Source organism: Fundidesulfovibrio magnetotacticus (assembly GCF_013019105.1).
Lineage (GTDB): Bacteria > Desulfobacterota > Desulfovibrionia > Desulfovibrionales > Desulfovibrionaceae > Fundidesulfovibrio > Fundidesulfovibrio magnetotacticus.
The window spans coordinates 17,428-43,195 of record NZ_BLTE01000025.1; the positions used below are offsets into that span (position 1 = coordinate 17,428).

At 69.5% G+C, this 25,768-nt stretch carries 22 protein-coding genes; 16 read left to right on the forward strand and 6 right to left on the reverse strand.

The genetic code is table 11. The features are described from left to right. Positions 1-32 precede the first annotated feature (32 nt). From NNJEOMEG_RS18875 to NNJEOMEG_RS18915, 9 genes are all read left to right on the forward strand, one after another. Positions 33-1,484, forward strand: a complete 1,452-nt coding sequence (locus NNJEOMEG_RS18875) for an outer membrane homotrimeric porin (RefSeq protein ID WP_173087028.1) — start codon at positions 33-35, stop codon at positions 1,482-1,484. A 247-nt stretch (positions 1,485-1,731) separates the two neighbouring features. Continuing rightward, positions 1,732-2,709: a chromate resistance protein ChrB domain-containing protein gene (locus NNJEOMEG_RS18880; protein ID WP_173087029.1), complete on the forward strand. Its 978-nt coding sequence runs from the start codon at positions 1,732-1,734 to the stop codon at positions 2,707-2,709. A gap of 2 nt (positions 2,710-2,711) precedes the next feature. Beyond that, positions 2,712-3,263: a ferredoxin domain-containing protein gene (locus tag NNJEOMEG_RS18885; RefSeq protein WP_173087030.1), complete on the forward strand. Its 552-nt coding sequence runs from the start codon at positions 2,712-2,714 to the stop codon at positions 3,261-3,263. 133 nt (positions 3,264-3,396) lie between these two features. Beyond that, positions 3,397-4,596: an MFS transporter gene (locus tag NNJEOMEG_RS18890; protein ID WP_173087031.1), complete on the forward strand. Its 1,200-nt coding sequence runs from the start codon at positions 3,397-3,399 to the stop codon at positions 4,594-4,596. Continuing rightward, positions 4,586-5,146 (forward strand): HDIG domain-containing metalloprotein, encoded by a 561-nt coding sequence (locus NNJEOMEG_RS18895; RefSeq protein WP_173087032.1) that lies wholly within the window; start codon positions 4,586-4,588, stop codon positions 5,144-5,146. Before NNJEOMEG_RS18890 ends, NNJEOMEG_RS18895 begins: the two co-directional genes overlap by 11 nt. Continuing rightward, positions 5,146-6,324 (forward strand): MFS transporter, encoded by a 1,179-nt coding sequence (locus NNJEOMEG_RS18900; RefSeq protein ID WP_173087033.1) that lies wholly within the window; start codon positions 5,146-5,148, stop codon positions 6,322-6,324. Before NNJEOMEG_RS18895 ends, NNJEOMEG_RS18900 begins: the two co-directional genes overlap by 1 nt. Then, positions 6,321-9,500 carry a PEP/pyruvate-binding domain-containing protein gene (locus NNJEOMEG_RS18905; RefSeq protein ID WP_173087034.1) on the forward strand — a complete coding sequence of 1,060 codons (3,180 nt, stop codon included), beginning with the start codon at positions 6,321-6,323 and terminating at the stop codon, positions 9,498-9,500. The genes NNJEOMEG_RS18900 and NNJEOMEG_RS18905 overlap by 4 nt, the downstream gene beginning before the upstream one ends. A gap of 196 nt (positions 9,501-9,696) precedes the next feature. Next, positions 9,697-10,191, forward strand: a complete 495-nt coding sequence (locus NNJEOMEG_RS18910; RefSeq protein ID WP_173087035.1) for a protein-tyrosine phosphatase family protein — start codon at positions 9,697-9,699, stop codon at positions 10,189-10,191. A 58-nt stretch (positions 10,192-10,249) separates the two neighbouring features. Further along, positions 10,250-11,338 carry an acyltransferase gene (locus NNJEOMEG_RS18915; RefSeq protein WP_173087036.1) on the forward strand — a complete coding sequence of 363 codons (1,089 nt, stop codon included), beginning with the start codon at positions 10,250-10,252 and terminating at the stop codon, positions 11,336-11,338. Positions 11,339-11,467: 129 nt separating this feature from the next. Here NNJEOMEG_RS18915 and NNJEOMEG_RS18920 read toward each other — a convergent pair whose 3' ends face one another. The 3 genes from NNJEOMEG_RS18920 to NNJEOMEG_RS18930 form a co-directional block, all read right to left on the reverse strand. Further along, complete coding sequence (locus tag NNJEOMEG_RS18920; protein WP_235957037.1) at positions 11,468-13,306, reverse strand: ABC-F family ATP-binding cassette domain-containing protein; 1,839 nt, start codon at positions 13,304-13,306, stop codon at positions 11,468-11,470. A gap of 211 nt (positions 13,307-13,517) precedes the next feature. Continuing rightward, positions 13,518-13,868: a hypothetical protein gene (locus tag NNJEOMEG_RS18925; RefSeq protein WP_173087037.1), complete on the reverse strand. Its 351-nt coding sequence runs from the start codon at positions 13,866-13,868 to the stop codon at positions 13,518-13,520. 150 nt (positions 13,869-14,018) lie between these two features. After that, a complete protein-coding gene (locus NNJEOMEG_RS18930; protein WP_173087038.1) occupies positions 14,019-14,411 on the reverse strand; it encodes a CBS domain-containing protein in 393 nt (130 codons plus the stop codon). 358 nt (positions 14,412-14,769) lie between these two features. Between NNJEOMEG_RS18930 and NNJEOMEG_RS18935 the strand changes: the two genes are divergently transcribed. The 4 genes from NNJEOMEG_RS18935 to NNJEOMEG_RS18950 all read left to right on the forward strand — a co-directional run bounded on the left by NNJEOMEG_RS18935 (position 14,770) and on the right by NNJEOMEG_RS18950 (position 18,289). Beyond that, positions 14,770-15,378, forward strand: a complete 609-nt coding sequence (locus NNJEOMEG_RS18935; protein WP_173087039.1) for a hypothetical protein — start codon at positions 14,770-14,772, stop codon at positions 15,376-15,378. Between the two features lie 147 nt (positions 15,379-15,525). Then, positions 15,526-15,981, forward strand: coding sequence for a Fur family transcriptional regulator (locus NNJEOMEG_RS18940; RefSeq protein ID WP_173087040.1), 456 nt, complete (start codon positions 15,526-15,528; stop codon positions 15,979-15,981). Positions 15,982-16,158: 177 nt separating this feature from the next. Then, positions 16,159-17,616 (forward strand): catalase, encoded by a 1,458-nt coding sequence (locus NNJEOMEG_RS18945; RefSeq protein WP_173087041.1) that lies wholly within the window; start codon positions 16,159-16,161, stop codon positions 17,614-17,616. Between the two features lie 379 nt (positions 17,617-17,995). Further along, a complete protein-coding gene (locus tag NNJEOMEG_RS18950; protein WP_173087042.1) occupies positions 17,996-18,289 on the forward strand; it encodes a hypothetical protein in 294 nt (97 codons plus the stop codon). A 157-nt stretch (positions 18,290-18,446) separates the two neighbouring features. On the opposite strand, the gene NNJEOMEG_RS18955 is transcribed toward NNJEOMEG_RS18950, so the two are convergent. Continuing rightward, positions 18,447-19,124, reverse strand: a complete 678-nt coding sequence (locus NNJEOMEG_RS18955; protein ID WP_173087043.1) for a hypothetical protein — start codon at positions 19,122-19,124, stop codon at positions 18,447-18,449. Positions 19,125-19,425: 301 nt separating this feature from the next. On the opposite strand from NNJEOMEG_RS18955, the gene NNJEOMEG_RS18960 reads away from it, so the two are divergent. After that, positions 19,426-20,244: a nitroreductase family protein gene (locus NNJEOMEG_RS18960; RefSeq protein WP_173087044.1), complete on the forward strand. Its 819-nt coding sequence runs from the start codon at positions 19,426-19,428 to the stop codon at positions 20,242-20,244. A gap of 288 nt (positions 20,245-20,532) precedes the next feature. Then, on the forward strand, positions 20,533-21,429 hold the full coding sequence (locus tag NNJEOMEG_RS18965) for a radical SAM protein (protein ID WP_173087045.1): 897 nt from the start codon (positions 20,533-20,535) through the stop codon (positions 21,427-21,429). Between the two features lie 50 nt (positions 21,430-21,479). Here NNJEOMEG_RS18965 and NNJEOMEG_RS18970 read toward each other — a convergent pair whose 3' ends face one another. Next, positions 21,480-22,949, reverse strand: a complete 1,470-nt coding sequence (locus NNJEOMEG_RS18970) for an outer membrane homotrimeric porin (RefSeq protein ID WP_173087046.1) — start codon at positions 22,947-22,949, stop codon at positions 21,480-21,482. A 265-nt stretch (positions 22,950-23,214) separates the two neighbouring features. Next, positions 23,215-24,651 (reverse strand): class I SAM-dependent methyltransferase, encoded by a 1,437-nt coding sequence (locus tag NNJEOMEG_RS18975; protein WP_173087047.1) that lies wholly within the window; start codon positions 24,649-24,651, stop codon positions 23,215-23,217. A 367-nt stretch (positions 24,652-25,018) separates the two neighbouring features. On the opposite strand from NNJEOMEG_RS18975, the gene NNJEOMEG_RS18980 reads away from it, so the two are divergent. Continuing rightward, positions 25,019-25,702, forward strand: a complete 684-nt coding sequence (locus NNJEOMEG_RS18980) for a tyrosine-type recombinase/integrase (protein WP_173087048.1) — start codon at positions 25,019-25,021, stop codon at positions 25,700-25,702. The last annotated feature ends 66 nt before the right edge of the window (positions 25,703-25,768 follow it).

Here is a 25,768-nt window from a genome sequence, read left to right on the forward strand (position 1 = left end):
GCCTCCAACACGCCAAAGGGGGTCCCCGGATCATGCATCGCCTCGCCGCGCGCCTCGCGCTCGCCCTCCTCGTCGCCTTGTTCGCCGTGAACGCCCGTGCAGCCGCCGAGGTGGTCATGACCGGCGACGCGCGCATCCACGGGACCTACTGGTCCAAGACCTATTTCACCGGCTGGAACGGGGCCGCAACCCGCACCACCGACCCCTTCACCGTGTGGCAGCGCTTCCGGCTGCGCACGGACTTCATCGCCAACGAGGCCCTCAAGTTCCGCCTGGGCATCCGCGTGAACAACACCGCCTGGGGCAACGGCACCTACACCGTGGACAATCCCGCCGTGTCCATCGACGTCTACCAGGCCTACCTCCAGTTCTACTGGCCGGGCTCCGACGTGGAGTTCTCCATCGGCCAGCAGGACGTGAACCTGCCCGTCTCGGGCGACCTCTTTTCGGCCAACCCCGTGCTGGGCGGCATCCGCGCCCCCATGGCCGCCGTGACCGTGCCCCTGCTGGACGGACGCCTGGGCGTGACCGCCGCCTATCTGCGCTTCCTCGACTCCAACCGCGACATGGACCCCACCACCACCCAGGTCCCCGACGAGCTCGACGCCTGGATGCTCGCCCTGCCCGCCACCCTGCCGGGCTTCACGGCCACGCCCTGGGGCATGCTGGCCCTGGCCGGGAAGAACGCGGGCTACGCCGCCGTGGGCACCGGCGGGGCCGGGGCCAACCAGACCCTGGCCAGCAACCTCTTCTCGGCCGGGCAGGCCCTGCCCCCCGCTGGGCAGCGCGAGGCCCAGACCCCCTACTTCTGGGCGGGCGCGGCCTTCGCCCTCACGGCCCTGGACCCGGTCAAGTTCTACGCCGACGCGGTCTGGGGCGAAGGCGGCGCGGCCGACCGGGGCAAGAACCGACGCCGGGGCTACTTCGTGGACGCCGCCGTGGAGTACGCGGGCTTCGACGCCCTCACCCCCCGCCTTGCCTTCTGGATCGGTTCCGGCGAGAACGGCTCCACCCGCGACGGCTCCGAGCGCATGCCCGTGATCACCAGCGCCTGGGGACCGGGCAACTCCCTGCTTTTCGACTGCACCCAGGAGTTCAGCCGGGGCTTCCTGGGCGTGGATTACCTGGGCTCCTGGGGCCTGGTGGCCACCCTGGACGACGTTTCCTTCATCCAGGACCTCTCCAGCCGCCTTTCGGTGAGCTTCGCCAAGGGCCTCAATTCCGGCCGGGCGCTGCGCGCGGGCGTGGCTCTGTGGGGCTACGGCAACTACTTCCAGATGGGCCGCGAGCTGGCCGAAACCGAGTCCGTGGTGGCCGTGAACCTGGACAGCCGCTACAACGTCTACAAGAACCTGGCGCTCATCCTGGAGACCGGCTGGGCGCACGGCGCGTTCGATTCCTCGGTCTGGGGCCCCAGGCTCGTGAACCAGGCCAAGGGCGGCGACGTCTGGAAGGCCTCCCTGGGCCTGCGCTACAAGTTCTAACGGATCGTTCCAACGCTGGCGGCCCGCTCCCTGCCCTGGGGTCGGGACCACCGTCCTCACCTGACCGTCTCTCGCCGGGGCGGACGAAAACACCTCCGCAGTGTCCGCAGCGCATACCCGCCGCCCTCCGGGCGGCGGCTTTTTTCTCCAGCCCGAACAATATATTGCCGTCGTCGGTGTCCCTTCAGAGCGCCTGAGGCACTGCCCGCCCCTTGACTTTCGTTATACATGTGACATTGTATGTCGCATGAACAACATAAGTTGGCTGTACTTCTCCTTCACGCTGCCCGCCAAGAACCAGGCCGGCCGCATGCGCGTCTGGCGCAGGCTGGGCGGCCTGGGGGCCGTCATCGCGCGGGGGGCGCTCTACGTGCTGCCCCGGCGGGACGGGTTGCGCGAACAACTCGTCTGGCTGGCCAAAGAGGTCGAAGACCTGGGGGGCGAGGCCCTGCTCCTGGAATCGGGCGCTCCCGCCAACCTGGAGTCCCCGGACCTGGAAGAGCTTTTCACCAAGGCCCGCGACGCCGACTGGCTGGCGATCGAGGAGGAGGTGCTCCCCCTCATGGACCGCCTGCGCGGGGCTGGCGGCGAGGCCCCCGACGCTCTCACGCCCCAGGCCCAGGCCCAGGCGCTGCGCAAGATCGCCCGGCGCGCCGAGGCCCTGGCGGCCGTCGACTACTTCCCCGGCCCGCGCGGCCCGCGCGTGCGGACGCTCCTGAACGAACTGGCCGCCCTGGCCGCCCCCGGGGCTCCGGCCCCGGCCCACGGCGTCCCCCTGCGCGATCCCGCCGATTTCCGGGGCCTGGAGTGGGTCACACGGGAGAATCCCTACGTGGACCGCCTGGCCTCCTTCTGGCTGGTGCGCCGCTTCGTGGACCCCGGGGCGCGCCTGCGCTTCGCCCCCGAGGACCAGCCCTGTCCACCCAGCCCCGGGACCGCGCGCTTCGACATGGACCAGGCCGAGTTCACCCACACCGGACCCCTGACCACCTTCGAGACCCTCTGCGCCGCCTTCTCCCTGGAGGCGCGGGTGCCCGCGCTCCTGCGCGAGATCATCCGGGCCATCGACCTGGACCTGGAGGCCGGCCCTCCCGAGGCCCTGGGCGTCAAACGCGTGCTCGACGGCCTCTGCCGCCTCCCCGGCGACGATTTCGAGCGCATGCGCCGCGCCTCCGACCTCTTCGACGCCCTGCTCGCCGCCACCGAAACCCCCAAAGGAGAATGAACATGAAAGACACCGCCATCCAGGTGGCCCAGCTCATGGCCGCCTCGGCCCGCACCGCCCCCAAGGCCGGGGGCAAGGATTTCCTGGAGATCGCCGTCATCAGCCGCGAGGAGGACCTCCAGCGCATCGCCCAGGCCATGCGCGAACACGCGCCCAAGAGCAGCAACGAGGCCTACTGGCTGCGCGACGCCGCCAACATCGCCCAGTGCCACGCCCTGGTGCTGGTGGGCCTGGGCAAGTCCCTGGGCGCGGGCTACGATTGCGGGGCCTGCGGCCACCCCACCTGCAAGGCCTTCGAGGCCTCACGCGCGCTCACCGACACGCCCATGGGCTACGACGGCCCCCACTGCGTCATGCGCATGATGGACATCGGCGCTGCACTGGTCTCGGCGGCCAAGACCGCCAGCCTGCTCAACCTGGACAACCGCGTGCAGCAGCGCGTGGGCGCGGCGGCCCGCGCCCTGGGCTACATCGACGCGGGCGTGGTGATGGGCATCCCCGTTGGCTTCTACGGCAAGTCCGTGTTCTTCGACCGCCAGGTCCCCAAACATTAGCGGCGCGGTCTTGAACAACAATGGCTTTGGCTGCCAGCCTTGAACATCCGTCTGGACTGATTTCGAGGACGCGGCACTAGCCCGACCCGGCGGGGAGGCGCGCCACGCGCCTCCCGCCCGGAGGACACACATCATGGACGCCTTCAAGAACCTCTGCGCCGTGGGCTTCCTGGCCCGCTTCTCCTACGCCCTGGCGCGCAACCCCGTGCTGCCGCTCTTCGCCCTGTTCCTGGGCGCGGGGCCGGAAGCCATCGGCCTGGCCGTGGGCATCTCCACGGTGACGGGCATCTTCTTCAAGCTCCCAGCGGGGGCGCTCTCCGACGTTATCGGGCGGCGGCGCACCCTGCTGGCCGGGCTGGTGGTCTTCGGCGTCATGCCCCTGGCCTATTTCCTCATCGACTCCTATCGCGCGCTGCTGATCGTGCGCTTCCTGCACGGGCTGGCCACGGCGGTCTACGGCCCCGTGGCCATGGCCGTGGTGGCCGACGTGGCCGGGCAGCGCCGGGGCGAGATGCTCTCGTGGTTCTCGTCCGTGGGCATCATCGGCACGCTCCTGGGCGCGCCCATCGGCGGCCTTGTCCTGGACGCCGGGCACGCGGGCGGGCCGGTGCTCTGGCAGTTCCGGCTGGTGTTCGCCCTCTCGGCCGTCACGGGCCTGGCGGCCCTGCTCCTGGGTCTTCGCACCCTGGGACTGCGCGACCACGTGGAGCCCGGCTTGGGCTTGGCCGAGCGCTTCCGGCGCTTCGGCGGGGGCATCCGCGAGGTGCTCTCGGACCGGCGCATCGTGGCCGCCTCGGCCATGGAGGGCGTACAGAACATGACCATGGGCGCGCTGGAGGCCTTCCTGCCGGTCTACGCCATCACGGTGGCCGGTCTCTCGGAGTTCCAGGCCGGCCTGCTTTGGGGCTCGCAGATCGTGGTGACCATGCTCTCCAAACCCCTCATGGGCCGCTTCTCCGACGCGCGCGGTCGCAGGCCCCTCATCGTCTCGGGGCTGGTCCTGTGCGCCGTGAGCTTCGCGGCGGTGCCCTTCCAGTCGGGATTTTGGGGTCTCCTCGCCGCCTGCCTGGTGTTCGGCCTGGGCGAGGCCCTGGTCACGTCCTCGTCGGCCGCCCTGGTGGCGGACCTCTGCCGCGCGCGCCACTTCGGCTCGGCCATGGGCGCGTTCGGCACCATCTTCGACGTGGGCCACGCCTCGGGACCCATCCTGGCCGGGCTCCTGGTGGGGTCGCTGGGTTTCACCGCGAGCTTCCCCCTGCTGGCCGCGCCCCTGCTGGCGGCCATCCCCGTGTTCCTGAAAGCCGTCCCCAAGGAGGACAGCCATGCATCCTGAGATCGACCCCGCCGACGTGGAGCTCCTGCGCGCCCAGGGCATGAACGAAGAAGACCTGGCCCACAGCGTGGCCGTGGCCGAGAAGGCCCTGGAGATCGCCGCCCGGGTCGCCTCCGGCGGCACGGCCCTGGACCGCGTGCTGGTCGCGCGCGGCGCGCTCTTCCACGACCTGGGCAAGACGATCACCCACGCCATCGAACACGGCCGCCTGGGCGCGGAACTTGGCGCGCGCCTGGGCCTGCCCCCCGAGGTGCTGGCCGTTATGGAGAAGCACATCCGGGGCGGCCTCACCCCGGAAGAGGCCCGCGAGTTCGGCCTTCCCGTGAAGGACTACACGCTCCACGGGCTGGAGGAGCGCGTGATCATCTACGCCGACCGCCTGGTGGACATCCTCACGGAAGACCTCGTTCCCCTGCGCGACCCCCTTGACGCCGAGGAGCGCTTCGAGGACATCCTGGAAGCCTATCCCAAATACGGCAAGAACGAGGCGACCATGGCCCGCTACAAGGGCTACCACCGCGAGATCCAGGGGCTCATGAGGGCCGACTGATGACGGCGACGCCCTTCCGGCTGCTGTGCGCCGCCGGATTCCTGGCCATCCTCTCCACCACCATGGCCAAGAATCCGGCCCTGCCCCTCTTCGCGGCCAGCCTCGGCGCGGGGCCGGAGGGCGTGGGCCTGGTGAGCGCCCTCTCGCCCCTGGCCGGAGTGCTCGCGGGCATCCCGGGCGGCCTGTGCGCCGACGCCTTCGGCAGGCGGCGCATGCTCCTTGGCTCCTCCGTGGTGTTCGCCACCGCGCCCCTGGCCTACCTCCTGGTGGACTCCGTGGCCGGGCTGGCCCTGGCGCGCTTCTACCACGGGCTGGCCACGGGCGTGTTCATGCCCGTGGCCCAGGCCGCCGTGGCCGACGCCTGCGCCGTCACGCGCGGCGAGAGGCTGGGCGCGTTCTCCTCGGCCACCCTGGCCGGGCGTTTCCTGGCCCCCACCCTGGGCGGGCTGGCCCTCGGGGGCGGGTTCGCGGCGGTCTACGGCCTGTGCGCCCTGGCCGGGATCGGGGCCATGCTCCTCACGTTTCGCCTGCCGCCCCTGGAGGAGCGCAGCGCGGCGGCCTGCCGCCCCCGGGCGCTGGACGGCCTGCGCGAACTGCTGGCCAGCCCGGGCATCCGCGCGGGCTGCCTGCTGGAAGCGGGCATCCTCTTCGCCTACGGCGCGTTCGAGGCCTTCCTGCCCCTGCTCTGCCTGGAGCGCGGACTCCCGGCGTGGATGACGGGCCTGGTGTTCTCGGCCCAGATCCTGGCCGTGGCCCTCACCAAACCCTTCTTCGGACGCCTCTCCGACCGCCTGAGCCGGGACGGCGCGGGCCGCCCGGCCCAGATGCTCGCCGGGGCCGCCCTTACGGCCCTGTCCTGCGCGGCTTTGCCCCTCGCCCCGGGGCTCTGGGGCCTGTCCGCCCTGTCCGTGGCCCTGGGCCTGTCCCTCTCGGTGGCCACCTCGGCCTCCACGGCCTACGTGGCGGACCTGGCCCGCCGGGAGCACCGGGGCGCGGCCATGGGCGTGCTGGGTTCGGTGATGGACGTGGGACACTCGGCAGGCCCCCTGGCCGCCGGAGCGGCCGCCGCCCTGGCGGGCAGCGCCGGGGCGTTCGCCGCCGGGGCGGCCGTGCTGGCCGCCGCGACCCTTGCCGCGTGGCGCATCCGCCGCCGCGCGCTTCCCGGAGGATCTCCATGAGCCTCTTCAGCTTTCTCGGACGTGGAAATGCCTGCCGCCTCCTGGCCGATCCCGAGGCGGAACTGGCGGGCCGCTACAGGGTCTTCCGCGAACTTTTGGGGTGCAACGACGCCGTGCTGGACGCCCTGGCCGCCCTGGAACAGACCTGGTACGGCTCCGAGCCCTTCACCATGGGCGCGGTGCGCTCCACCCTTGCGGGGCTGGGCCGGGCCACGGCCTCCATGGCCCAGGCCCTCTCCGGCCTGGCCCCAAAGGCCTCGGAGGGCCTGGACGCGGTGAACGAACGCCTGCTCGCCCTGGCCCTGGCGGCCCTGGAGCCCCCCGCACGGACGGCCGAAGGCCCCTTGGCCGTCTCCCTGGACGACCTGGGGAGCGACGCCCTGGCCCTGGCGTCTCATGCGGCTGGCGGCAAGGCCTCCAACCTGGCGCGGGCGCGCGTGGAACTGGGCGTCCCCACGCCGGACGGTTTCGCCCTGACCGCCGCCGCCTTCCAGAGCTTCATGGAGCACGCGGGCCTGGACGCCCTGGCCGCGCGGGAACTGGAAGACCTCTCCCCCCTGGACCTGCCGGACCTGGAGGCCCGCTGCGACCGCATCCGCGCCGCCGTGCTGGCCGCCCCCCTGCCGGACGACCTGACCCGCGCCCTGGACGAGTCCCTCGCGGCCCTGGCCGCGCGCTCCGGCGCCCGGCCGCTCCTGGCGGTGCGCTCCTCGGCCGTGGGCGAGGACGGGGCCGCCAGCTTCGCCGGTCAGTACGAGTCGGTGCTGGACGTGCCCTTCGAGGGCGCGGCCGCCGCGCTCCGGGAGGTCTACGCGGGCAAATACATCCCGCGCGCCGTGCTCTACCGCCTGCGCCATGGCCTGGACGACGCCGACGCCCCCATGGCCGTGCTTGTGCTGGCCATGGTCCCGGCCGCCCTCAGCGGAGTGCTCTACACCCTCGACCCGGGCGCTCACGACGCCCCGCGCATGCGCCTGGACGCCGTGCATGGCCTGGGCGACGCCCTGGTGTCCGGGCGCTCGGCCGCCGAGACCACTCTGATCGACCTGCCGTCCCTGGAGGCCTCCGGGTACGGGCTCCTGGCCCCGGGCCTCGTCGGGCGGCTGGCCCGCCTGGGCCTGTCCCTGGAGGAGCACTTCGGCGCGCCCCAGGACGTTGAATGGTGCGTGGACCGTTCCGGCGAGGTGTTCGTTGTGCAGACGCGCCCCCTGGAGGTCCCCGAGCTCCTGGAGGCTTTGGCCCCGGCAGATCCCGGCGAGCCGCCAGGCCATGAGACGCTTCTCTCCGGGGGCGTGAGCGCCTGCCCCGGCGCGGCGTCGGGTCCGGTGCTGCGCGTGGAGGGGACCGTACCGGCGGAGGTCCCGCTCGGGGCGATCCTCGTCGCCGCCAACGCCGCGCCGGAACTGGCGGCGCTCCTGGACCGGGCGGGGGGCGTGATCGCGGCCATGGGCGGCGCGGCCAGCCACCTGGCCAGCGTGGCCCGCGAGATGGGCGTGCCCGCGCTCTTTGGGGTCCGGGACTGTCTGGAGAAGCTCGAAGAGGGCATGGAGGTCACCCTGGACGCCACGGGCGCGCGGGTGCTGGCCGGGCGCGTCGAGGCCCTCCTGACGGCGGCGGCCAGGCCGCGCTCCCGCCTGGCCGGAAGCCCCATGCACCGCCGCCTGCGCGACTGCCTGGACCTCGTCTCGCCGCTCACCCTCACGGACCCGGAAGCGGACACCTTCGCGCCCACGGGCTGCAAGACCCTGCACGACGTGGTGCGCTTCGCACACGAGACGGCCCTGCGCGCCATGTTCGGCCTGGGCGGCGACCCAGGCGAAGCGGGCCGCGCCGTGCGCCTCAAGGCCCAGATTCCCCTGACGCTCTACTGCGTGGACCTGGGCGGGGGCCTGCGCGACGGCCTCACCACCTGCGGGGACGCCCGGCCCGAGGACATCCGCAGCGCGCCCATGCGGGCCATCTGGCGGGGCTTCACCCACCCGGGCATCACCTGGTCGGGCACGGTGGCCTTCGATCCCAGGAGCTTCCTCACACTCATGGCCTCGTCGGCCACGGCCGAGGTGGGCGGAGGCACGCCGGGCGGCGACTCCTACGCCCTGCTGGGCGCGGACTACATGAACCTCTCGGCGCGTTTCGGCTACCACTTCGCCAACATCGACGCCTTCCAGGGCGAGACGCCCGCGCGCAACCACGTGGCGGTCCGCTTCGCGGGCGGGGCGGGCACGTTCTCGGGCAAGTGCCTGCGCGTGGCCTTCCTGGGCCGGGTGCTGGCGCGCCTGGGCTTCACGGCGCAGATCTCCGGCGACGTGCTGGACGCCCGCCTGCAAGGCGCGCTGCCCGGGGAAACGGCCGAGGCCCTGGACCATCTGGGCAGGCTCCTGGCCGTGAGCCGCCTGCTGGACATGGCCATCACCAGCCCGGCAGAGGCCGAGTCCATGGCCGAGGCCTTCCTGGCCGGAGACTACGACCTCCTGGCCAAGCGCCGCGAGAACCCCCTGCCCGCCTTCCACCTGGCCCTGGGCGACTGGGAGTCCGTCCGGGACGAAGACGGCGCGCCCATCGCCCGCCAGGACGGCTCGCGCTGGGCCACGGGGCTCTCCAGGGGGCTCGCCTCCTTCATGGGCAGGCTGGCGGGCATGCGCTACCAGCGCTTCCTGGACAGCGTGGAGGCCTACTTCCACTTCCCCCTGGCCGCGGCCAAGGACACGGACATGGCGGACGGCCGCGTGAGCGTGCTCACCCGCCCAGTGTCCGGGGCCATCGACCAGGCCGGGGGCCTGGCCTTCGGAGTGCGCTCGGCCGGGACCTACCTGGTGCTGCGCATCAACGCCCTGGAGGACAACCTGATGTTCTTCCGCTTCCAGGACGGCAGGCGCACGGAGTTGGCCAGCGTGCGCGCCCCGGCGCGCGCCGGGGAATGGCGCGAGCTGGCCGTGGAGGTCCGCGCCGGGCAGGTGACGGGATTCCTGGACGGAAGGCCGCTTCTCATCTACCATTTCGAGGAACCCGTGACGGGCATGGTGGGCCTGTGGACCAAGGCCGACTCGGTCACGGACTTCAAGGCACTGACCCTCGAAACCGCCGCCGGGAAACGCACGGTGGCCATGGGCCCGGACGGGCCGGGAGGAGCGCCTGACCCGCAGGTCAACCCCAGCGCCGGGATGTCCGACGCCTGACGGGCCGTCGTCCGGCGTCCCCGAAGGGGCCGCCCCGAGCGGACCGGACGCGCCCGAGTCCCGCGCGGGCGGCGGTCCCGCGCGGGGTCGATCCGGTGCGCCCGAGGGCAGCGATCCCCTTGGCTCCGCGACCGGCGCGCCCGCCCCGGAGGGCGTCACGGCCTGCTCCTGCGCCGACGGCTTCCGGGTGCAGCCCGTGGACCAGTGCCTCGCCGTGGGGGCCATGCCCTGCAAGGAACTCCACCTGGAGCTGCTCAAGGAGCACGGCGTGAACGCCGTGCTGAACCTCTGCGCCGAATACTGCGACCTGCCCGACATCGAGCGCGAGCACGGGCTCACGGTGCACTACCTGCCCATCGACGACTACGACGTGCCCGACCCCCAGGCCCTGGACCAGGCCCTGGACTGGCTGAACGCACAGGTGCGGGGCGGCGGGCGGGTGTACATCCACTGCCGCTTCGGCATGGGGCGCACGGGCACGGTGCTCTACTGCCTGCTCCTGGGCCGGGGCATGCGCCTGTCGGAAATCCGCCGCGCGGTGGGCAATCTGCCCGCGCGCCCCGTCAGCCCCGTGCAGTGGCGTTTCGTGGAAGACTACGCCCGACGGCGCGGCCTGGCCCCCACCTGGCGCGACTCCCTGGCGGGCCGCCTGCTGACCCCCCTGCTGGACCGGCTCGTCGCCCGGCGCTAGCGGGACGCGCCGCCGCCTGTTTGTTGCCTTTCGATGGCCCATGCAGTAAGGGGCCGCCATGTCCGCCAATGCCCCATCCCATGCCCCGAAGCGGCAACCCGCCCTGGACCTCCTGCGCTGCCTGGCCATCGCCGGAGTGGTGGTGATGCACTGCGCATCGCCCCTGACCGCCTCGCCGGACCCATCGGCCGTCTGGGCCGGAGTGCTCTACTCCTCTCTCAGCCTGTTCTGCGTGCCCGTGATGCTCATGATCAGCGGCGCGCTGCTGCTGGGCAACCCCAAGCCCATCGACCTCAAGGCCTTCTACGGCAGGCGCTGCATGAAGATCCTCGTGCCCCTGCTGGGCTGGTCGCTGGTCTACTATCTGCTCGTGTGCCTCCAGACCGGGACCACGCCCCACGTCATCTCGTTCTTCAAGCGTTTCTTCACGGGCATGTGGAGCGGGCCGCTGTGGTTTCTCTACATGATCCTGGGCGTCTACCTGATGACCCCCTTCATGGCCCAGGCCTTCGGACGCGGCCGCGAGGCCCTGGCCTGGACCTTCACGGCCATCGTCTTCGCCGTGCCCGCGCTCAACTTCGCCACGCGCCTGATCTGGGAGATGGAGCTGAACAGGTTCCTCACCGGAGCGGTGATCCCCTACTATTTCGGCTATTTCGTTCTGGGCAACCTGCTCAACGAACACCCGCCCCGCGTGCCCGGCGGACGCTGGACCCTGGCGGCGGCCTTCGCGGCCGGGGCCCTGCCGAGCGCCTTCGGAGAGTTCGCGGCCAAAGGGGTGAACACCATGCTCCCCAACACCTTCTTCAGCTACCAGCAGCCCCTGGCGGTGCTCATGTCGGGGGCCATCTTCCTTTTCTTCAAGGACTGGTCCCCCAGGCTGGAGGGCCGGGCCGCCAACGTGGTGCGGGAGGTGAGCTCGCTCACCTACGGCATCTTCCTGGCCCACGTGCTGGCCCTCTCCCTGGTGACGGGGCAGCTGGCCGGACCGCTCGCTGGCCTGTGGCCCCGCGCCCTGACCCTGGACTGGAACACCGGCGGCCCCTGGATAGGCCCCGTGCTCACCGGCGCGGCGGTGTTCACGCTCTCGGCCCTGCTGGTGTGGGGGCTCAGGCGCGTGCCCGTGCTCGGGCGCATCGTGCCCTGAGGGCGTTGCGGGGGCCTCCACGCGAAGGCGTCACGTCCCCAGGGCCTGCCGCTCCGGCGGCGACGGCCACCGTCCGTCCTGTGCGGAGCGGCTGCTCGGGAATCGCACGGCCCCCCACCGCTGCGCGCGTCACTCCCCTCCGGGATCGGAGAGCGCGGCCTGCTTGTCCTCCAGCTCCGCCCAGCGGGCGTAGAGCCGGTCCACCTCGGCCTGGGCCTCGTCGCGCCGGATCAGGCGGGCCTCCAGTTCGCTGGCCACGTGGGCCACGGCCGGATCGGCCAGCTCCTCCTCGCGCGCGGCAAGGGCCGCCTCGGCCTCTCCGATGGCCGCCTCCATGCCCTCCAGCTCCCGCTCCTCCTTGTAGGTGAGCTTTTTGGCCGGACGCCTGGCCGGGCGGCGCGGCGGCTCCGCTTCGCGCCGCTCGCGGGGGGCCTGGGCCTCGCGCAGGTGGGCGTCCCACTGCTCCAGGGAGGCCAGGGGCACGGCCTGGCCCTGGCCGTCCAGGCCCAGCAGGGCCGTGGACACGGCGTCCAGGAGGTAGCGGTCGTGAGTGATGAGGGCCACGGCCCCGGGGAATTCGCGCAGGCTCTCCTCCAGGACCTCCAGGGTGGGGATGTCCAGGTCGTTGGTGGGCTCATCCAGCAGGAGCACGTCGGCCGGACGCAGCATGAGCCGCGCGATGAGCAGCCGCGCCTGCTCGCCGCCCGAGAGCAGGCCCACGGGCAGGTCCAACTGGTCGGGCCGGAAGAGGAAGCGCTTGGCCCAGGAGGCCACGTGGATCTGGCGGCCCTGGTGGACCACGGCGTCGCCGTGGGGGGCCAGGGCGCGGCGCAGGCTCTCTTCGGGGTCTAGCTGTTCGCGAGCCTGGTCGAAATAGGCCGTCTCCAGGGCCGGGGCGCGCCGCACCGCGCCGCGCGCGGGCTCCTGCTCACCGGCCAGGATGCGCAGGAGCGTTGATTTGCCCGACCCGTTGGCCCCCACCAGCCCCAGGCGCGTGCCCGGCGAGAGCACCAGGTCCAGCCCGTCGAAGAGCGTGCGCCCGCCCGCGTCGTGCCCCAGGTTCTCCACGGTGACGAGCCTGCGCGTCTGGCGGCCGCCGCCCTGGAAATCGATGCCCGCGCTGCCCGCCTGGGCGTTGCGCTCCTTGGCGCGGGCCAGTTCGCCCATGAGCCGCCCGGCCTCGTCGATGCGCGCCTTGGCCTTGGTGGTGCGGGCCTTGGCCCCCCGGCGCAGCCACTCCACCTCGCGGCGCACCTTGTTGGCCAGGGCGGACTCGTACCCGGCCTGGGCCGCGCGGTATTCCTCGCGCCGCTCCAGCAGGGCCGAATAGGGGCCTTCCACGTCCAGGCAGCAGCCGGGATAGGCGGGGGAGAGCTCGATCATGCGCCGGGCGGTGTTCTCCAGGAAGGCCCTGTCGTGGCTGATCACCACGAAGGCGAAGCGCGCGCCCTGGAGGAAGCGTTCCAGCCAGAGAGTGGACTCCAGGTCCAGGTGGTTGGTGGGTTCGTCCAGGAGCAGAAGATCCGGCTCCTGGACCAAGGCGCGGGCCAGGGCCAGGCGTTTGCGCCAGCCGCCCGAAAGGGATTCGACCGGCTGTGTGGGGTCGAGGAAGCCGGTGCGCGAGAGGGCCTCGCCCACGCGCACGTGGAGCTGGGCGTCGTCCAGGCCCTGGCCCGCCAGGGGCAGGGCCGCGGCCTGCTCCACGGTCTCGACCCCGGGGAAGGCGTCCTGCTGTTCCACCCAGGCCAGGCGGGCCTGACGGCGCAGGATGCGCTCGCCCGCGTCCGGGGCCTCGGCCCCGGCCAGGATGCGCAAGAGTGTGGACTTGCCCGACCCGTTGGCCCCGATGAGGCCGACGCGCTCGCCCTCGTGCAGGGTGAGGGCCACTTCCGAAAACAGCGTGCGCGCGCCGTGGGCCTTGGCGACCCCGCGCAGGGAGACGATGGTGCTCATGACGAGCCAGGGCATAGGGCATCGGGCGGGCCACGTCAAAGCCCGCGAGGTCCGGCACGCGGCGGACCGGCCGAGCGCCCTCTCGCGGGGCGCGCCGCATGCGCCTGGTAGAAAGGGCCGGGCGGAAAGGGCCGGACAGGCCGGCCATAAAGGACGGGCCGGAGCGCATGCCCCGGCCCGCTGTATATCAAGGCCGGGGAGGCTGTCCCCCCCGGCCCGCACGGGCCTAGAGGCCCTTCTCGAACTTGCGCAGGGCCAGGCGGAAGGCGGCCACCACGTAGGTGTCGCAGTCCACGCAGTCGCCCGACTGCTCGGGGGGCGTGATGCCCGCGCGCAGGTCGTCGCCGGAGATGGACCAGGCGGCGTCCAGGTCCTTGCCTTTGGCGGCCTGGATGAGGGCCGCCAGCCACTGGCGGCTGTAGGGGCATTCCACCGCGCCGCCCACGTCCTCGACCGTGTCGTTTCTGATGAGGATTTGCAAGTCGATGGGGCGCTTGCAGAACGTGCTGCCGTAGACGACCCGGGACGTGAAGGCGTCCAGCGGCTTCAGCTCCGGGCCGGATGCGTCTGATTGCATGACCATTTCGTCGTCTCCCGTGGACGCGCCCCGGGCCTTGAGCCCGGAGCGCCTGCCCAACCTGCCTTGATGCGGGCGGCCCTCACCCCCGCATGCGGTTGCCCGTTCCGGCCGTGTCCCCACCGGGTCCGGCCGGACGCCTCACGCGCTTCAGGAGGCCTTGCCGTGCACGCCCAGGGCGATAAGGATGTCCCACATGGCGATCACCCCCACGAGCTTCGTGCCCTCGAACACCGGCATGCCGGCCACGTTCTTCTCCTCCATCACCTTGGCGGCGTCCTGGAGCGAGTCCTCGGGCGAGGCCGCGACGAGCTTGACGTTCATGATGTCCGCCACGCGAACGGCCGTGGGGTCCAGCCCCGGCGCGATGACCTTGGCGATCATGTCGCGCACGGTGACGGCTCCGTAGATTTCCCCGGCCTTGTCCACCTCGACCATGAGCCGGCGCATGTTGTTCTCGGCCATGATGCGCATGGCCTGGGCCGCCGTGGCGTCCTTGCCCACAAACATGATCCGCTTGGACATGGCGTCTTTGACTTTCATCGTCTCCTCCGATCGTTACGCTGTTTCGCGCGCTCTGGCGCTTCCCCCGCCCTTGCCGGAAACCTTCCGGGCCTGGGCCCCACTTCCCGACCACGGAGGCCTCGCACGTTCCGTGCCTAATGTGAAATTTATAACATACTCAAATGCAAGGCAATACGCAGCCGCCGATTCCGGCTTCGGACACCAGGTGTCAGATTTCTTTGCAGTCGGCAAAAAATTCTTGAAAATCCGATCGTTGAAGACGGAATGACGCGCCCCCGCCGTCCACCCTTCCAGGAAACTTTACAATGTCCGGTTCCCGGCATAGGCAGAATATGGCGAGAATCCGGCCCGCCAGGGCCGACACCCAGGAGGCCCCATGCCCCCACGCGACGAGCCCCACCACCTGCTGAACTGGAGCGTGAGCGTCCCGCTGCTCACCAACCGCTTCATGTTCCTGGATTTCCTGCGCTGGATGGGGCTCACCTGTCTGGCCATGGCCCTCATCGCCTGCCTGATCGGGCTCTTCGCGGGCGACGCCGGGGTGTTCCTGGGCGTGCTCCAGCTTTTCGGGGCCGTCTGCGCGGGCATGACCGTGCTCTTCGTGCTGGTGATGTTCCTGTTCTTCGGCAACCGCCTGGAGCTGGCCTTCCGCCTGGACGAGCGCGGGGCGCACGCCCTGGTGGCCAGCCGCAGGGGCCGCGCCGCCAACCGGGCCGCCGTGCTCCTGGGCGCGCTGGCCGGAAAGCCCGGCGTCGCGGGAGCGGGGCTCCTGGCCCAGGCCCAGGAGCACACCTTCGTGGACTACTCCCTGGTGCGCCGCGCGCGCTTCTCGCCCCGCCAGCGCGTGATCAGCCTGGGAACCCACTGGCTGCGCACCGTGCGCCTCTACTGCACCCCCCGGAGCTACCCCGAGGCGGAGCGCCTGGTCCGCCAGGGCCTGGCGAGCCACGCGCGCCGGGCCAGAATCGTTGACGACCCGGCCTGAACCCGCCCTTGCGCCGACAGAAGGCCCCCGCGCCCAGAGGCCCAGGCCCCATGGTGACGCCCGGCCTTGCGGTCCCCCGCCGCGACGAGTCACGGATTCCCGCCCATTGACCTCGGAGAGATATGGCAGTAACGATTAACGAGAATCATGGAACCCCTCAATCCCGCGTCCCAGACCGACCGCCTCGCCGCCATCCTGGAGCGGCTCAAGGCCAAGGGCCTGCGCCTCACCCCGCAGCGCCTGGCCATCGTCAAGGCCGTGCTGGCGCACCCGGGGCACCCCACGGTGGAGCAGATCCACCGCGAAATCCTGAACGACTACCCCACCACCAGCCTGGCCACCGTCTACAAGACCGTGGCCCTGCTCAAGGCCGAGGGCGAAATCCTCGAGCTGGGCTTCGGGGAACAGGGCAGCCGCTACGACGGCCTGCGCCCCAGGCCGCACCCCCACATGATCTGCTCGCGCTGCGGCGAAATCCTCGACCTGGAACTCGACGACCTCGATGACATCGTGGCCCGCTTCGCCGCCAGCACCGGCTACGCCGTGGACTCCCACCGCTTTGACGTGTTCGGCGTCTGCCCGCGCTGCAGGGAGTCCGGCTAGCTCTTTTCCGTTGACACGAATCATTCTTTCTGGAAAAGAATTATCCAGCCTCGCGGACGTTTCTTCCGCCTCACGGCCCCAGTTCGGCCCGACGGCCCTTTCGGCCCTGCCTCTCCGCCTTTTTCGCCGACGACGTGTCGGCCGTTCGTTGCGCACCCTTTCGCTCAGGAGGACGACGTGACCAAGAAGCGCCTCACCACCAACGCCGGAGCCCCCGTCCCCGACAACCAGAACGCCATGACCGCCGGGCCGCGCGGCCCCATGCTCCTCCAGGACGTGTGGTTCCTGGAGAAGCTGGCCCACTTCGACCGCGAGGTCATCCCCGAGCGGCGCATGCACGCCAAGGGTTCCGGGGCCTACGGAACCTTCACCGTCACCCACGACATCACCCGCTACTCCAAGGCCAAAATCTTTTCCGAAATCGGCAAGAAGACCGACCTCTTCGTGCGCTTCTCCACCGTGGCCGGAGAGCGCGGCGCGGCCGACGCCGAACGCGACATCCGGGGCTTCGCCATCAAGTTCTACACCGAGGAAGGCAACTGGGACCTGGTGGGCAACAACACCCCCGTGTTCTTCCTGCGCGATCCCCTGAAATTCCCCGACCTCAACCACGCCGTGAAGCGCGACCCGCGCACCAACCTGCGCAGCGCCAGGAACAACTGGGACTTCTGGACCTCGCTCCCCGAGGCCCTGCACCAGGTCACCGTGGTCATGAGCGACCGGGGCATCCCCGCCACCTACCGCCACATGCACGGCTTCGGCAGCCACACCTTCAGCTTCCTCAACGCCGGGGGTGAACGCTTCTGGGTGAAGTTCCACCTCAAGAGCCAGCAGGGCATCAAGAACCTCACCGACGCCGAAGCCGAAGAGCTCGTGGGCCGCGACCGCGAAAGCCACCAGCGCGACCTCTACGACAGCATCGAAAAGGGCGACCTCCCCCGCTGGACCTTCTGCGTCCAGGTGATGCCCGAAAAGGACGCCGCCAAGCTGCCCTACCACCCCTTCGACCTCACCAAGGTCTGGCTCCACGCGGATTATCCGCTCATGGAGGTGGGCGTGCTGGAGCTCAACCGAAACCCCGAGAACTACTTCGCCGAGGTGGAGCAGGCGGCCTTCAACCCGGCCAACGTGGTCCCGGGCATCGGCTTCTCCCCCGACAAGATGCTCCAGGGGCGGCTCTTCTCCTACGGCGACGCCCAGCGCTACCGCCTGGGCGTGAACCACCACCTCATCCCCGTGAACGCCGCGCGCTGCCCCTTCCACAGCTACCACCGCGACGGGGCCATGCGCGTGGACGGCAACCACGGTTCCACCCTGGGCTACGAGCCCAACAGTTACGGCGAATGGCGGCAGCAGCCCGACTTCGCCGAGCCCCCCCTGGCCCTGGACGGAGCCGCGGACCACTGGAACTTCCGCGAGGACGACGCCGACTACTTCGCCCAGCCCGGCAAGCTCTTCCGTCTCATGACCCCCGCCCAGCAGGAGGCCCTTTTCGGCAACACCGCCCGGGCCATGGGCGACGCGCCTCTGGAGATCAAGCTGCGCCACGTGGGCAACTGCCTCAAGGCCGATCCGGCCTACGGCAAGGGCGTGGCCAAGGCCCTGGGCATACCCGAGGGCGACCTGCCCGCGTAGCGCGAAAACCCTGAACCGACCGCAAGGCCGGGGCGGCGCGAACCGTCCCGGCCTTTGCCGTCGCAGACCCGTCAGGCCGCTCCACGCCCCCATGCCGTCCCCGGCGGCGGAACCAAGGGCGGCACGGCCAGCGCCCACTCCTCCGTCCCGCGCCATTCGCCCTTCATTCCACAGCGCCTGCTGCACAAGGAGCCTGCACACAGGTGCATCTCCTTGCACAAAACAATTCATACCAGCTGAGAATGCATTCCAGCAACAATTCACCATTGCTCGGAATGTGAAACAAGGAATCCATCTTGCATTAGATTTTGCTTTCAGCCGCCCGGCATATGGGTTTTGCACATCGACCGGCGGCGAATCTACTTCAAGGAGACCTCACATGAAGCGACTCGCACTCCTCGCGCTCCTGGCGTCCGCCCCCCTGTTTGCCCCGGCCGCCATGGCCCAGGGACAGGGTCCCTCCTGGTCCGGCGGACAGGCCCCGGCCCCGCTCCTCTGCCCGCTCTGCCCCGCGTCCGCCGGGGTCCAGCCCGGAACTTCCGGCACGGCACAGGGGCAGCTCCAGGGCGGCCAGACAGGGCAGCCGGTCGACCCGCTCTACATGATGCTCGGCCCGGGCGACGGAACCCAGCCCCGCCCCCTGGACGGCTCCGGCTTCGGCAGCCCCTGGTAGGCGCGCACAGGCCCAGGCAGCGGGAGGCCGCCGGTCGGTTCCCGGCGCTTCCCGCAGGGGCGCGTGCGTCGCGGCCTGGGAAAGCGCACCGCCCCCCCCCCGGCACGGCGACCCGCACTTCGCTGCCGCTGAGGCGCGAGGCGTCTCCCCGCGCCGCTCAGTCCGTGTCGTGCTCCACGCGCACCGTGATGCCGTAGCGCTTCAGGAAGGCCTTCCAGGCCGCCGTGGGATAGGGCCGCCGGGCCTCCAGGGCGCGGAAGGCCCCGTTCACGCAATTGTGCCATTCGTAGGCGGCCACCCGGGCGCGCTGGACCGGGTTTTGCGCCCGGGAAAGGGCCTCGAACGCTGCCGGACACAGCTTCCCCGGCTCCAGCACCTTCCCTGCGCTTTTGACCTCGAAGGTCGCGCGCAGGGTCTGCGGGTCCCACGTGCGCAGGTAGCGCAGCCTGGCCTCGGAAAGGGCCAGCACGAAGCCGTTCTCCTCCAGGCACCAGGCCTTCGCGGCCTCCAACCCCGCGGGCGGCGTGCTGGCGGCCAGTTCCTCCATCAGGGCGCGCGCCCGGCGCAGGTTCTCCCCGGCGTTGTCCAGGAAGTTGGGGGCGGCGATGGTCCTGTCGCCGCAGGGTTTGTAGCCGGGGTCGTCGTCCGGGCAGACCTCCAGCGAGGCCCGCGCGATCATCTCCGAACCCGTGTAGAGCCCGTCCGGTCCGAAGCGCAGGGCCAAGCGCAACGCCTCGGCGGAAATGCGCGCATCGTCGAAGGAATACCGCTCGATCCTGCCCGGCAGCTCCTCCTGGAGCACCACCTTCTTTGCGGAGGCTTCCGCAGAAGCCATCAAGAGAAACGCCCAGGCGCACGCAGACACCCTCAACAGAACAGCCCCTTTTCCGAAGAAACCCGCCATGCCGCACCTCCCTGTTCCGGTTGTGTCCGCCCGTGCGCGCCGCATCGCCGCCGGGCCTTGATTCATCCGCTATGCCCCCATCCTTCGCGTGCGTCAAAGCTTGTCCCGCCGCCATCCCACGACGATTGGCCCTGGAGTCGATCTTCCGATGCCTGTATGCAGGAGGCGCGCGCCGACGCGGGAGCCCCTTCGGCCGGGCGCGCCACATCCGACCATCCACCACGGAGGAACCATGCTCGACCTGCGCATCGACGAGACGCTCTGCATCCGCTGCGGCGAGTGCGCCGCCGACTGTCCCGCCGGGATCATCACCCTGAACGATCTGCCCGAGATCACCGACGAACAGGGCTGCTACAAGTGCATGCACTGCTACGCGGTCTGCCCCGAGGGCGCGCTCTCCATCCTGGGCAGCGACCCCGCCGACCCGGCCTGGAAGCCCGGCCCCCTGCCCGGGACAGGAGAACTGGCCAACCTGGTGCGCATGCGCCGCTCCGTGCGCCGCTTCCAGGACGAAAACCTCCCCTGGGAGCGCATCGAGGCCCTGCTCCAGAACGCCAGCCACGCCCCCACCGGGGTCAACGCCCGCGATGTGCTCTTCACCGTCACCCGGGACAAGGCCTTCACCGCCGCCCTGGGCCGCGAGATGCTCGACGCCGTGGCCGCCGCCAAAGACGCCGGACGCCTGCCCGAAGGGCTGGTGGGCCAGTATCTGGGCTGGGTGGCCAAGTGCTGGAAGGAGGAGGGCCGCGACGTGATCCTGCGTGGCGCGCCGCACCTGCTGCTGGCCAGCGCCCCCGCCGACGCGCCCTGCCCCGTGCAGGACACCCACATCGCCCTGGCCACCTTCGAGCTTCTGGCCGCGTCCCAGGGCCTGGGCACCCTCTGGGACGGCCTGTTCATGATGGCCCTGGCCGTCTGCCCGCAGATCCTGCCGCGCCTGGGCCTGCCCGGGGGGCATCAGATCGGCTACGCCATGCTCTTCGGCAAGCCCGCCGTGGCCTACCAGCGCGTGGCCCCGCACGGCCCGGCCCGCGTGAACGCCCTGGGCTGAGCCCCCCCGCCGCGCCGGTTCGCCGGGACGGCCGCGCGCCGTCCCGGCCCTTCCCCCGGAACCGGGCCGGGCGGCTGCCGCCTGCTCCGATCCTCGCCCCGAGCCGCGTCCACCGCCCGTCGGCACCGGGCCTGCCGGCTCCAGCCAGTTCCGGGAAAACTCACGGCCTCATCTTTTCCTTTCGCCCCTTGCCCGGAACACCGGGATGCCCTAGTCTGCACGGTGCGATTTCCCCTCGCGAGGGGACAGGACGCCTCCCCGTCAACATCCCACAGGAGACGCCGCGCCATGCTCGACGCCCTGCACATTCTGCTCACTTACCGTTGCACCCTGGAGTGCGACCACTGCTTCGTCCACGCCGGTCCCTACGCGCCGGGCGTGATGACCCTGCCGCGCCTGCGGGGGCTCATCGAGCAGGCCTCGGCCATGGAGGGCGTGCGCTGGGTGTACTTCGAAGGCGGCGAGCCCCTGCTGCTCTACCCGGTGCTGCTGCGGGGCCTGAAGCTGGCGAAGGGGCTTGGGCTGCTCACGGGGCTGGTGACCAACGCCTACGGCGCGGTCTCGGACGAGGACGCCGAGGCCTGGCTCACCCCCCTGGCGGAAGCGGGGCTTTCCTACCTCAACATCAGCGACGACACCTTCCACTACGAGGAGGAGCGCAACCCGGCCCGCACCGCCCTGGCGGCGGCGGCGCGGCTGGGCATCCCCACGGACCCCATCCGCATCGGACGCCCCCGCGCGGAGCCAGAACCCGGAGACGACGGGCGCAAGGGCGCGCCGGTGGTCGGTGGCGGGCCGCTCTTTCGCGGCAGGGCGGCGGACAAGCTCACGGCCGGGCTGCCCACGCGGCCCTGGCAGGAGTTCACCACCTGCCCCTACGAGGAGTTGCGCCGCCCCGAGCGCATACACGCGGACCCCTACGGCCACCTGCACCTCTGCCAGGGCCTGAGCCTGGGCAACGCCTGGGAACGCCCCCTGGCCGAACTGGTCGACGGCTACGACGCCGCCCGCCACCCCATCGCCGGGCCGCTGGCCGAGGGCGGCCCGGCCGAACTGGCCCGACGCCACGGCATCCACCTGGAGACGCCCTGCGTGGACGAATGCCACCTCTGCTACCTGGTGCGCCGGGCGCTGCTGGAGCGCTTCCCGGAACTGCTGGCCCCGAGGCAGGTCTACGGGCCGTAAGGCCCGGCCGACCGCCGAAAACCGCGCCGGACGGGAACGGGAACGGCCCCTTAGAACCTGTACTGCAGGCCCACAGCGCATTTCCAGGCGTCGCCGCTCTCGGCCTGGTTGACCAGCCGCCGTCCCCACACGGAACGCTCGAACCGGCCGTGCGCCCAACCGGCCTCGACCACGGCGGCCAGGTTCGCGTAGATGTTGTACTGATGGTCGAAATTGACGCCCACGACGTATTCGTTGACCGTCAGGTCCCGCCCCATCTGCACGAAGGTGACCGGAGCGGGGTAGTAGCCCGAGGGAGTGATGGAGGCCCCGGCGCGGATGGCCCTGGAAGAGTTCGTTCCCTGCGCGAACGTGAACGCGATGCGGTGGGACAGCTTCTCGACGAACGAGATGTTGTTCAGGGCCGCCACAAAGCCCCAGGAGCCTATGGGGTCCACGTTCATGCAGTGCCCGCCGCCCACGAAGTCCTGGCTGGCGTCGAACAGGAAGGAGTTCGAGGGGCCCCAGTACCCCACGATAGCTGGCATGCGCTCGGAGCCGTTTCTCAAGGTTCCGTCCTCGCCGGTGGAATACCAGAAGGAGAGTTGCGGGGTCAGCGCGTTGAAGCCCGTGTACTCCGCGCCGACATCGAAAAACAGGCCGGAGCGCCGGTTGCGCGCCGGTTCCGCCCCGTTGCCGGAGCCGTACATCACGTCGGCGTAGAACTTGAACGGATCGAGCATGGTGAGCGCAAGCGAAGAGCCCGCCCACCAGTACACGTTCTGGGCGACTCGCAGCCGCGCGGCCCTGGAGCCGCCGAGGGCCAGCAGGTTGGAGGCCAGGGGCGCGTTCTGCTCGTCGATGGCCAGGGTGTAGTTGCTGTCCTTTCCGGCCAGGGCCAGCATGCCCCAGGGAGTGGCGGAAAAGCCACCCATGGTGATGGGAAGCGTGAGCAGGTAGCCGTCGAGTTCGTCGTTGAGCTGGGTGGTGGTGGGGTCGGCGGAGGCGTAGCTGTCGATCAGCCGGGTGAAGCCGGTGATCACTTTGACCTCGTCCGACAGCGGGATGGTCACCATGGCCGCAGCGGAACGGGAGCCGCCGAACACCGGGTTGGCGTTGAAGAGCGCGCTGCTGGAGATGGGCAGGTCCATGTTCTGGAGCCCGACGGTGAAGGTGATGTCGCTTCCAGGCCACTTGAACTGCATGTAGGCCAGGTACACCTCAATGGCTACGGCCGGGTTGTCCACCGTATAGGTTCCGTTGCCCCATGGCGTATTGTTGACGCGGATGCCGAAGCGGAACTTCAAGTCTTCGTTGGCGATGAAGTCGCTGCGCAGACGAAATCGCTGGTAGATCGACAGGGCGTCGTATGTGCGGGTGCCTGCCGCTGTCGAGGATGTCCATCCGGTATAGTTGCGCTGCGACCACCAGTTTCCATGGACCCTCGAATCTCCTGTCATCCTGACGGTTGTGTCTGCAGACCCTGTTCCACTCCAACACAATGTCATGACCACGGCGACCGCCAGAACAATACGTCTCATGCGCCTACGCCCCCTTCGATTCTTTCCGCACCACCGATGCAGAACAACCTCGACCCGAAATGAGTCCACAATCGCCTATGCGTCGGGCTGTTCATAAACGACTTCATGAGGCGATACAACCCATGGAACGGTTCATACCTTTTACGTATGAATCATCCCGGTCGCCCCGTTCCGGGGGTATGTGCGCTCCGTTCCGGCCTGGCTCATCACCGCGGCCGGAACCACGGAGCGCGCACCGGATCGTGATGCTGTAGACCAAAGCTGGTCAAGGCAACGTGGCTACGCCCTGCCCACCAGTCTTGTGCGTGGCTGGCTGCAAGATGGTTAAGAACTCTTCCAGCACAGGGGCCGCGCTGGGCAGACAGGCCTGAAGGAATGGCTTGGCCTCGGGCGTGAGTTGCAAGGAGAAGGATGCTACGTCGCTCCAGGCGAAAGCAGCGGCGTCCCAAACCACATCTGATTCTTCACCAGCCGATCGGATGATGGTTTCAATGCGATCCGCGTGGGGCCCCGGTAAATAAGCCGGGGGGACCTTCGCCGGGAGGAGTGAGCTGGCCGCTAGAATGGCCGCCGGGATGAATGGCCTGTAGGTTTCGGGCGGGTTTTCGTGCAGATCTCCGACCACCTCGTTAAAGTGCTGTTCCAGCCTTTTCTGCTCGGGCTGGAAGAAGTTTGCCCCGAAGCGGACCCAGGGTCTTAGCTCGCAGCCAAGCCCGTGAGCGGCGGCCACCTCATACCAATCCGGAAGGGAGAGGTCGCTATGGGTAGGCCAAGCCAGGCTGGAGGGGAAGTTCCAGAAATGGAAACCGTCCTCCACTAGTGTCGCGGAGACGAAGAGCCCCCCGGGTGCGAGCATACGGAAACTCTCGCGAGCGGCGAGGCGCTGATTGGCCGCGATGTTCAGGGCGCTGAAGGAGATGATAAGGTCGAAGGTGAGGTCTTTGAAGGGCATGGCCTGGAAGTCGGCGCGAAGGAAGCTCACGTTGGGCAGGTCGAAGTGGTGTTGGGCAATTTCCAGGGAGTCCAGGGACCAGTCCGTGCCCACCACGCGGCTTGCGGGATACATCCGGCCTAGGGTGCGGGTGGTCTGTCCCAGGCCGCAGCCAATGTCCAGGATGTTGAGGGGGGTGCCCGGGAAGTAGCGCTCGATGAGGGGCAGGGCGAAGTGCAGCTTGTCGTGGATCTGACTGTATCCGGTCTTGTCCCATCCGGCCTCTTCGTGGCTCAATAGTTGGTCCTTGCGCTTCGTCACGTCCGCATGATTGGTGAAGAAGGCGATCTTGTGCACGGGCACAGGGATGTCGCCCCGTGCGCGTTCCCTGCCCAGCGCGCCGGTGAGCCTGTCGTAGGCGAGCAGGGATACGCCGTCTCGGGGGTTGGCCGCCATGTAGGCGAGGACCCAGGTCGTGAACTCGTCGATTCCGCGGCCGAGCATGATCCAGTCTACACCGCGCAGTTGGTGCAACTGGTGCTGCGGGGCGTAGAATGGGTGATGTCTATATCCCGAAAGAGGGTACATCAGCGGGAAGCGCGCGGTCATGCCCGATCCGTGGAACTCCATGAAGAAGCAGCGCAGCTTGGCGAGGTCCAGAGTGCCGTGGCGCTTCAAGGACACCTTGTCCCGGAGTTGCGGAATCGCCCGCAACGCGATGATGACGCGTTCGGCCCAAGGCATTGGGACGTAAATCTGGAGTGTGCTCAACGTGGTCTCCTCTGGCGAGAAATCGGCGCGGTTTCCTGCGCTCGCTGGGCTTTGCGAGTTTGGCTAGCAGATTCCCGCGCCGCGGGAAAGAGCGGGTGACCGCCTGGGCGTCGAACTGGATTGCCCTAGGATTTTCTTGGACACCAACTTGGACGTATGGAACGGACGTCCTGGAGGTGTCAGATGGGCAGCGAGTCGACTTGTCGGAAAATGTTAGCCAGCCCAGTCAGCCAACCTAAAAAAGGGGCCAGGCCGACAGGCCTAACCCCTTGAATTTCCTGGCGCGCCAGGGAGGACTCGAACCCCCGGCCGGCTGCTTAGAAGTAAGGCTAGTCGAACGATAACGCAAGAAATAATTGAAGAAATTTTGGAAAGGATAACAACCCCGGAAGAAAAACTCTACCTTGATCAGCTGCTCCAGGCCTACCTCAACGCCCGCAAGCTTGCCGGTGTCAGCCGCAAGACCCTGAGGGAGATGGCCTCTATCGGCGAGAAGCACCTGATCCCTGCCTTTGCCCAGAAGCCCGCGCAGGAAATCAAGCTGGACGAAATCATCTCGGTTATGCAGGCGGCCTACCCGAAGGCTGCCACCTCCACAAAGAATCGCTACCTGGGGTACCTCAAGGCCGTGTTCCGCTTCGGACTCGCCAACGAGATGATCACGAGGAACCCGCTCGCCAACTGGCGGAAGAGCAAGGAGGCCCCACGGGATCTGAAGCTTACCCTGGACGACCTCCAGAAGATCAAGGAAGTGGCGGCTCCTCACTTGGCATGGGCCATCACCGTGGCCTGGAACCTCGGTGTTCGCACCGGGGCCTCGGAACTCTTCGCCCTGAAGTGGACCGACGTTGATTGGCTGGATTCCAGCGTGCGGGTTTACGCCTCCAAGACGAAGACCTCGCGGGTGGTCCCGGTATCGCCAGGATTCCTCCAGGAGCTTCAGGAACGGCAACAGGTAGCCCAGTCGGAGTTCATCGTGGAATACCAAGGCAAGCAGATCGGCCAGTTCCGTAGCTCGTTTAACAGCGTGTTGAAAAACTCCGCAAGGTGACCGAGAATCCAGCCATCGAGAGGTTGGAGGTGATGTGATGGGCCTTGGCCGTCAGAGTGACCAGCA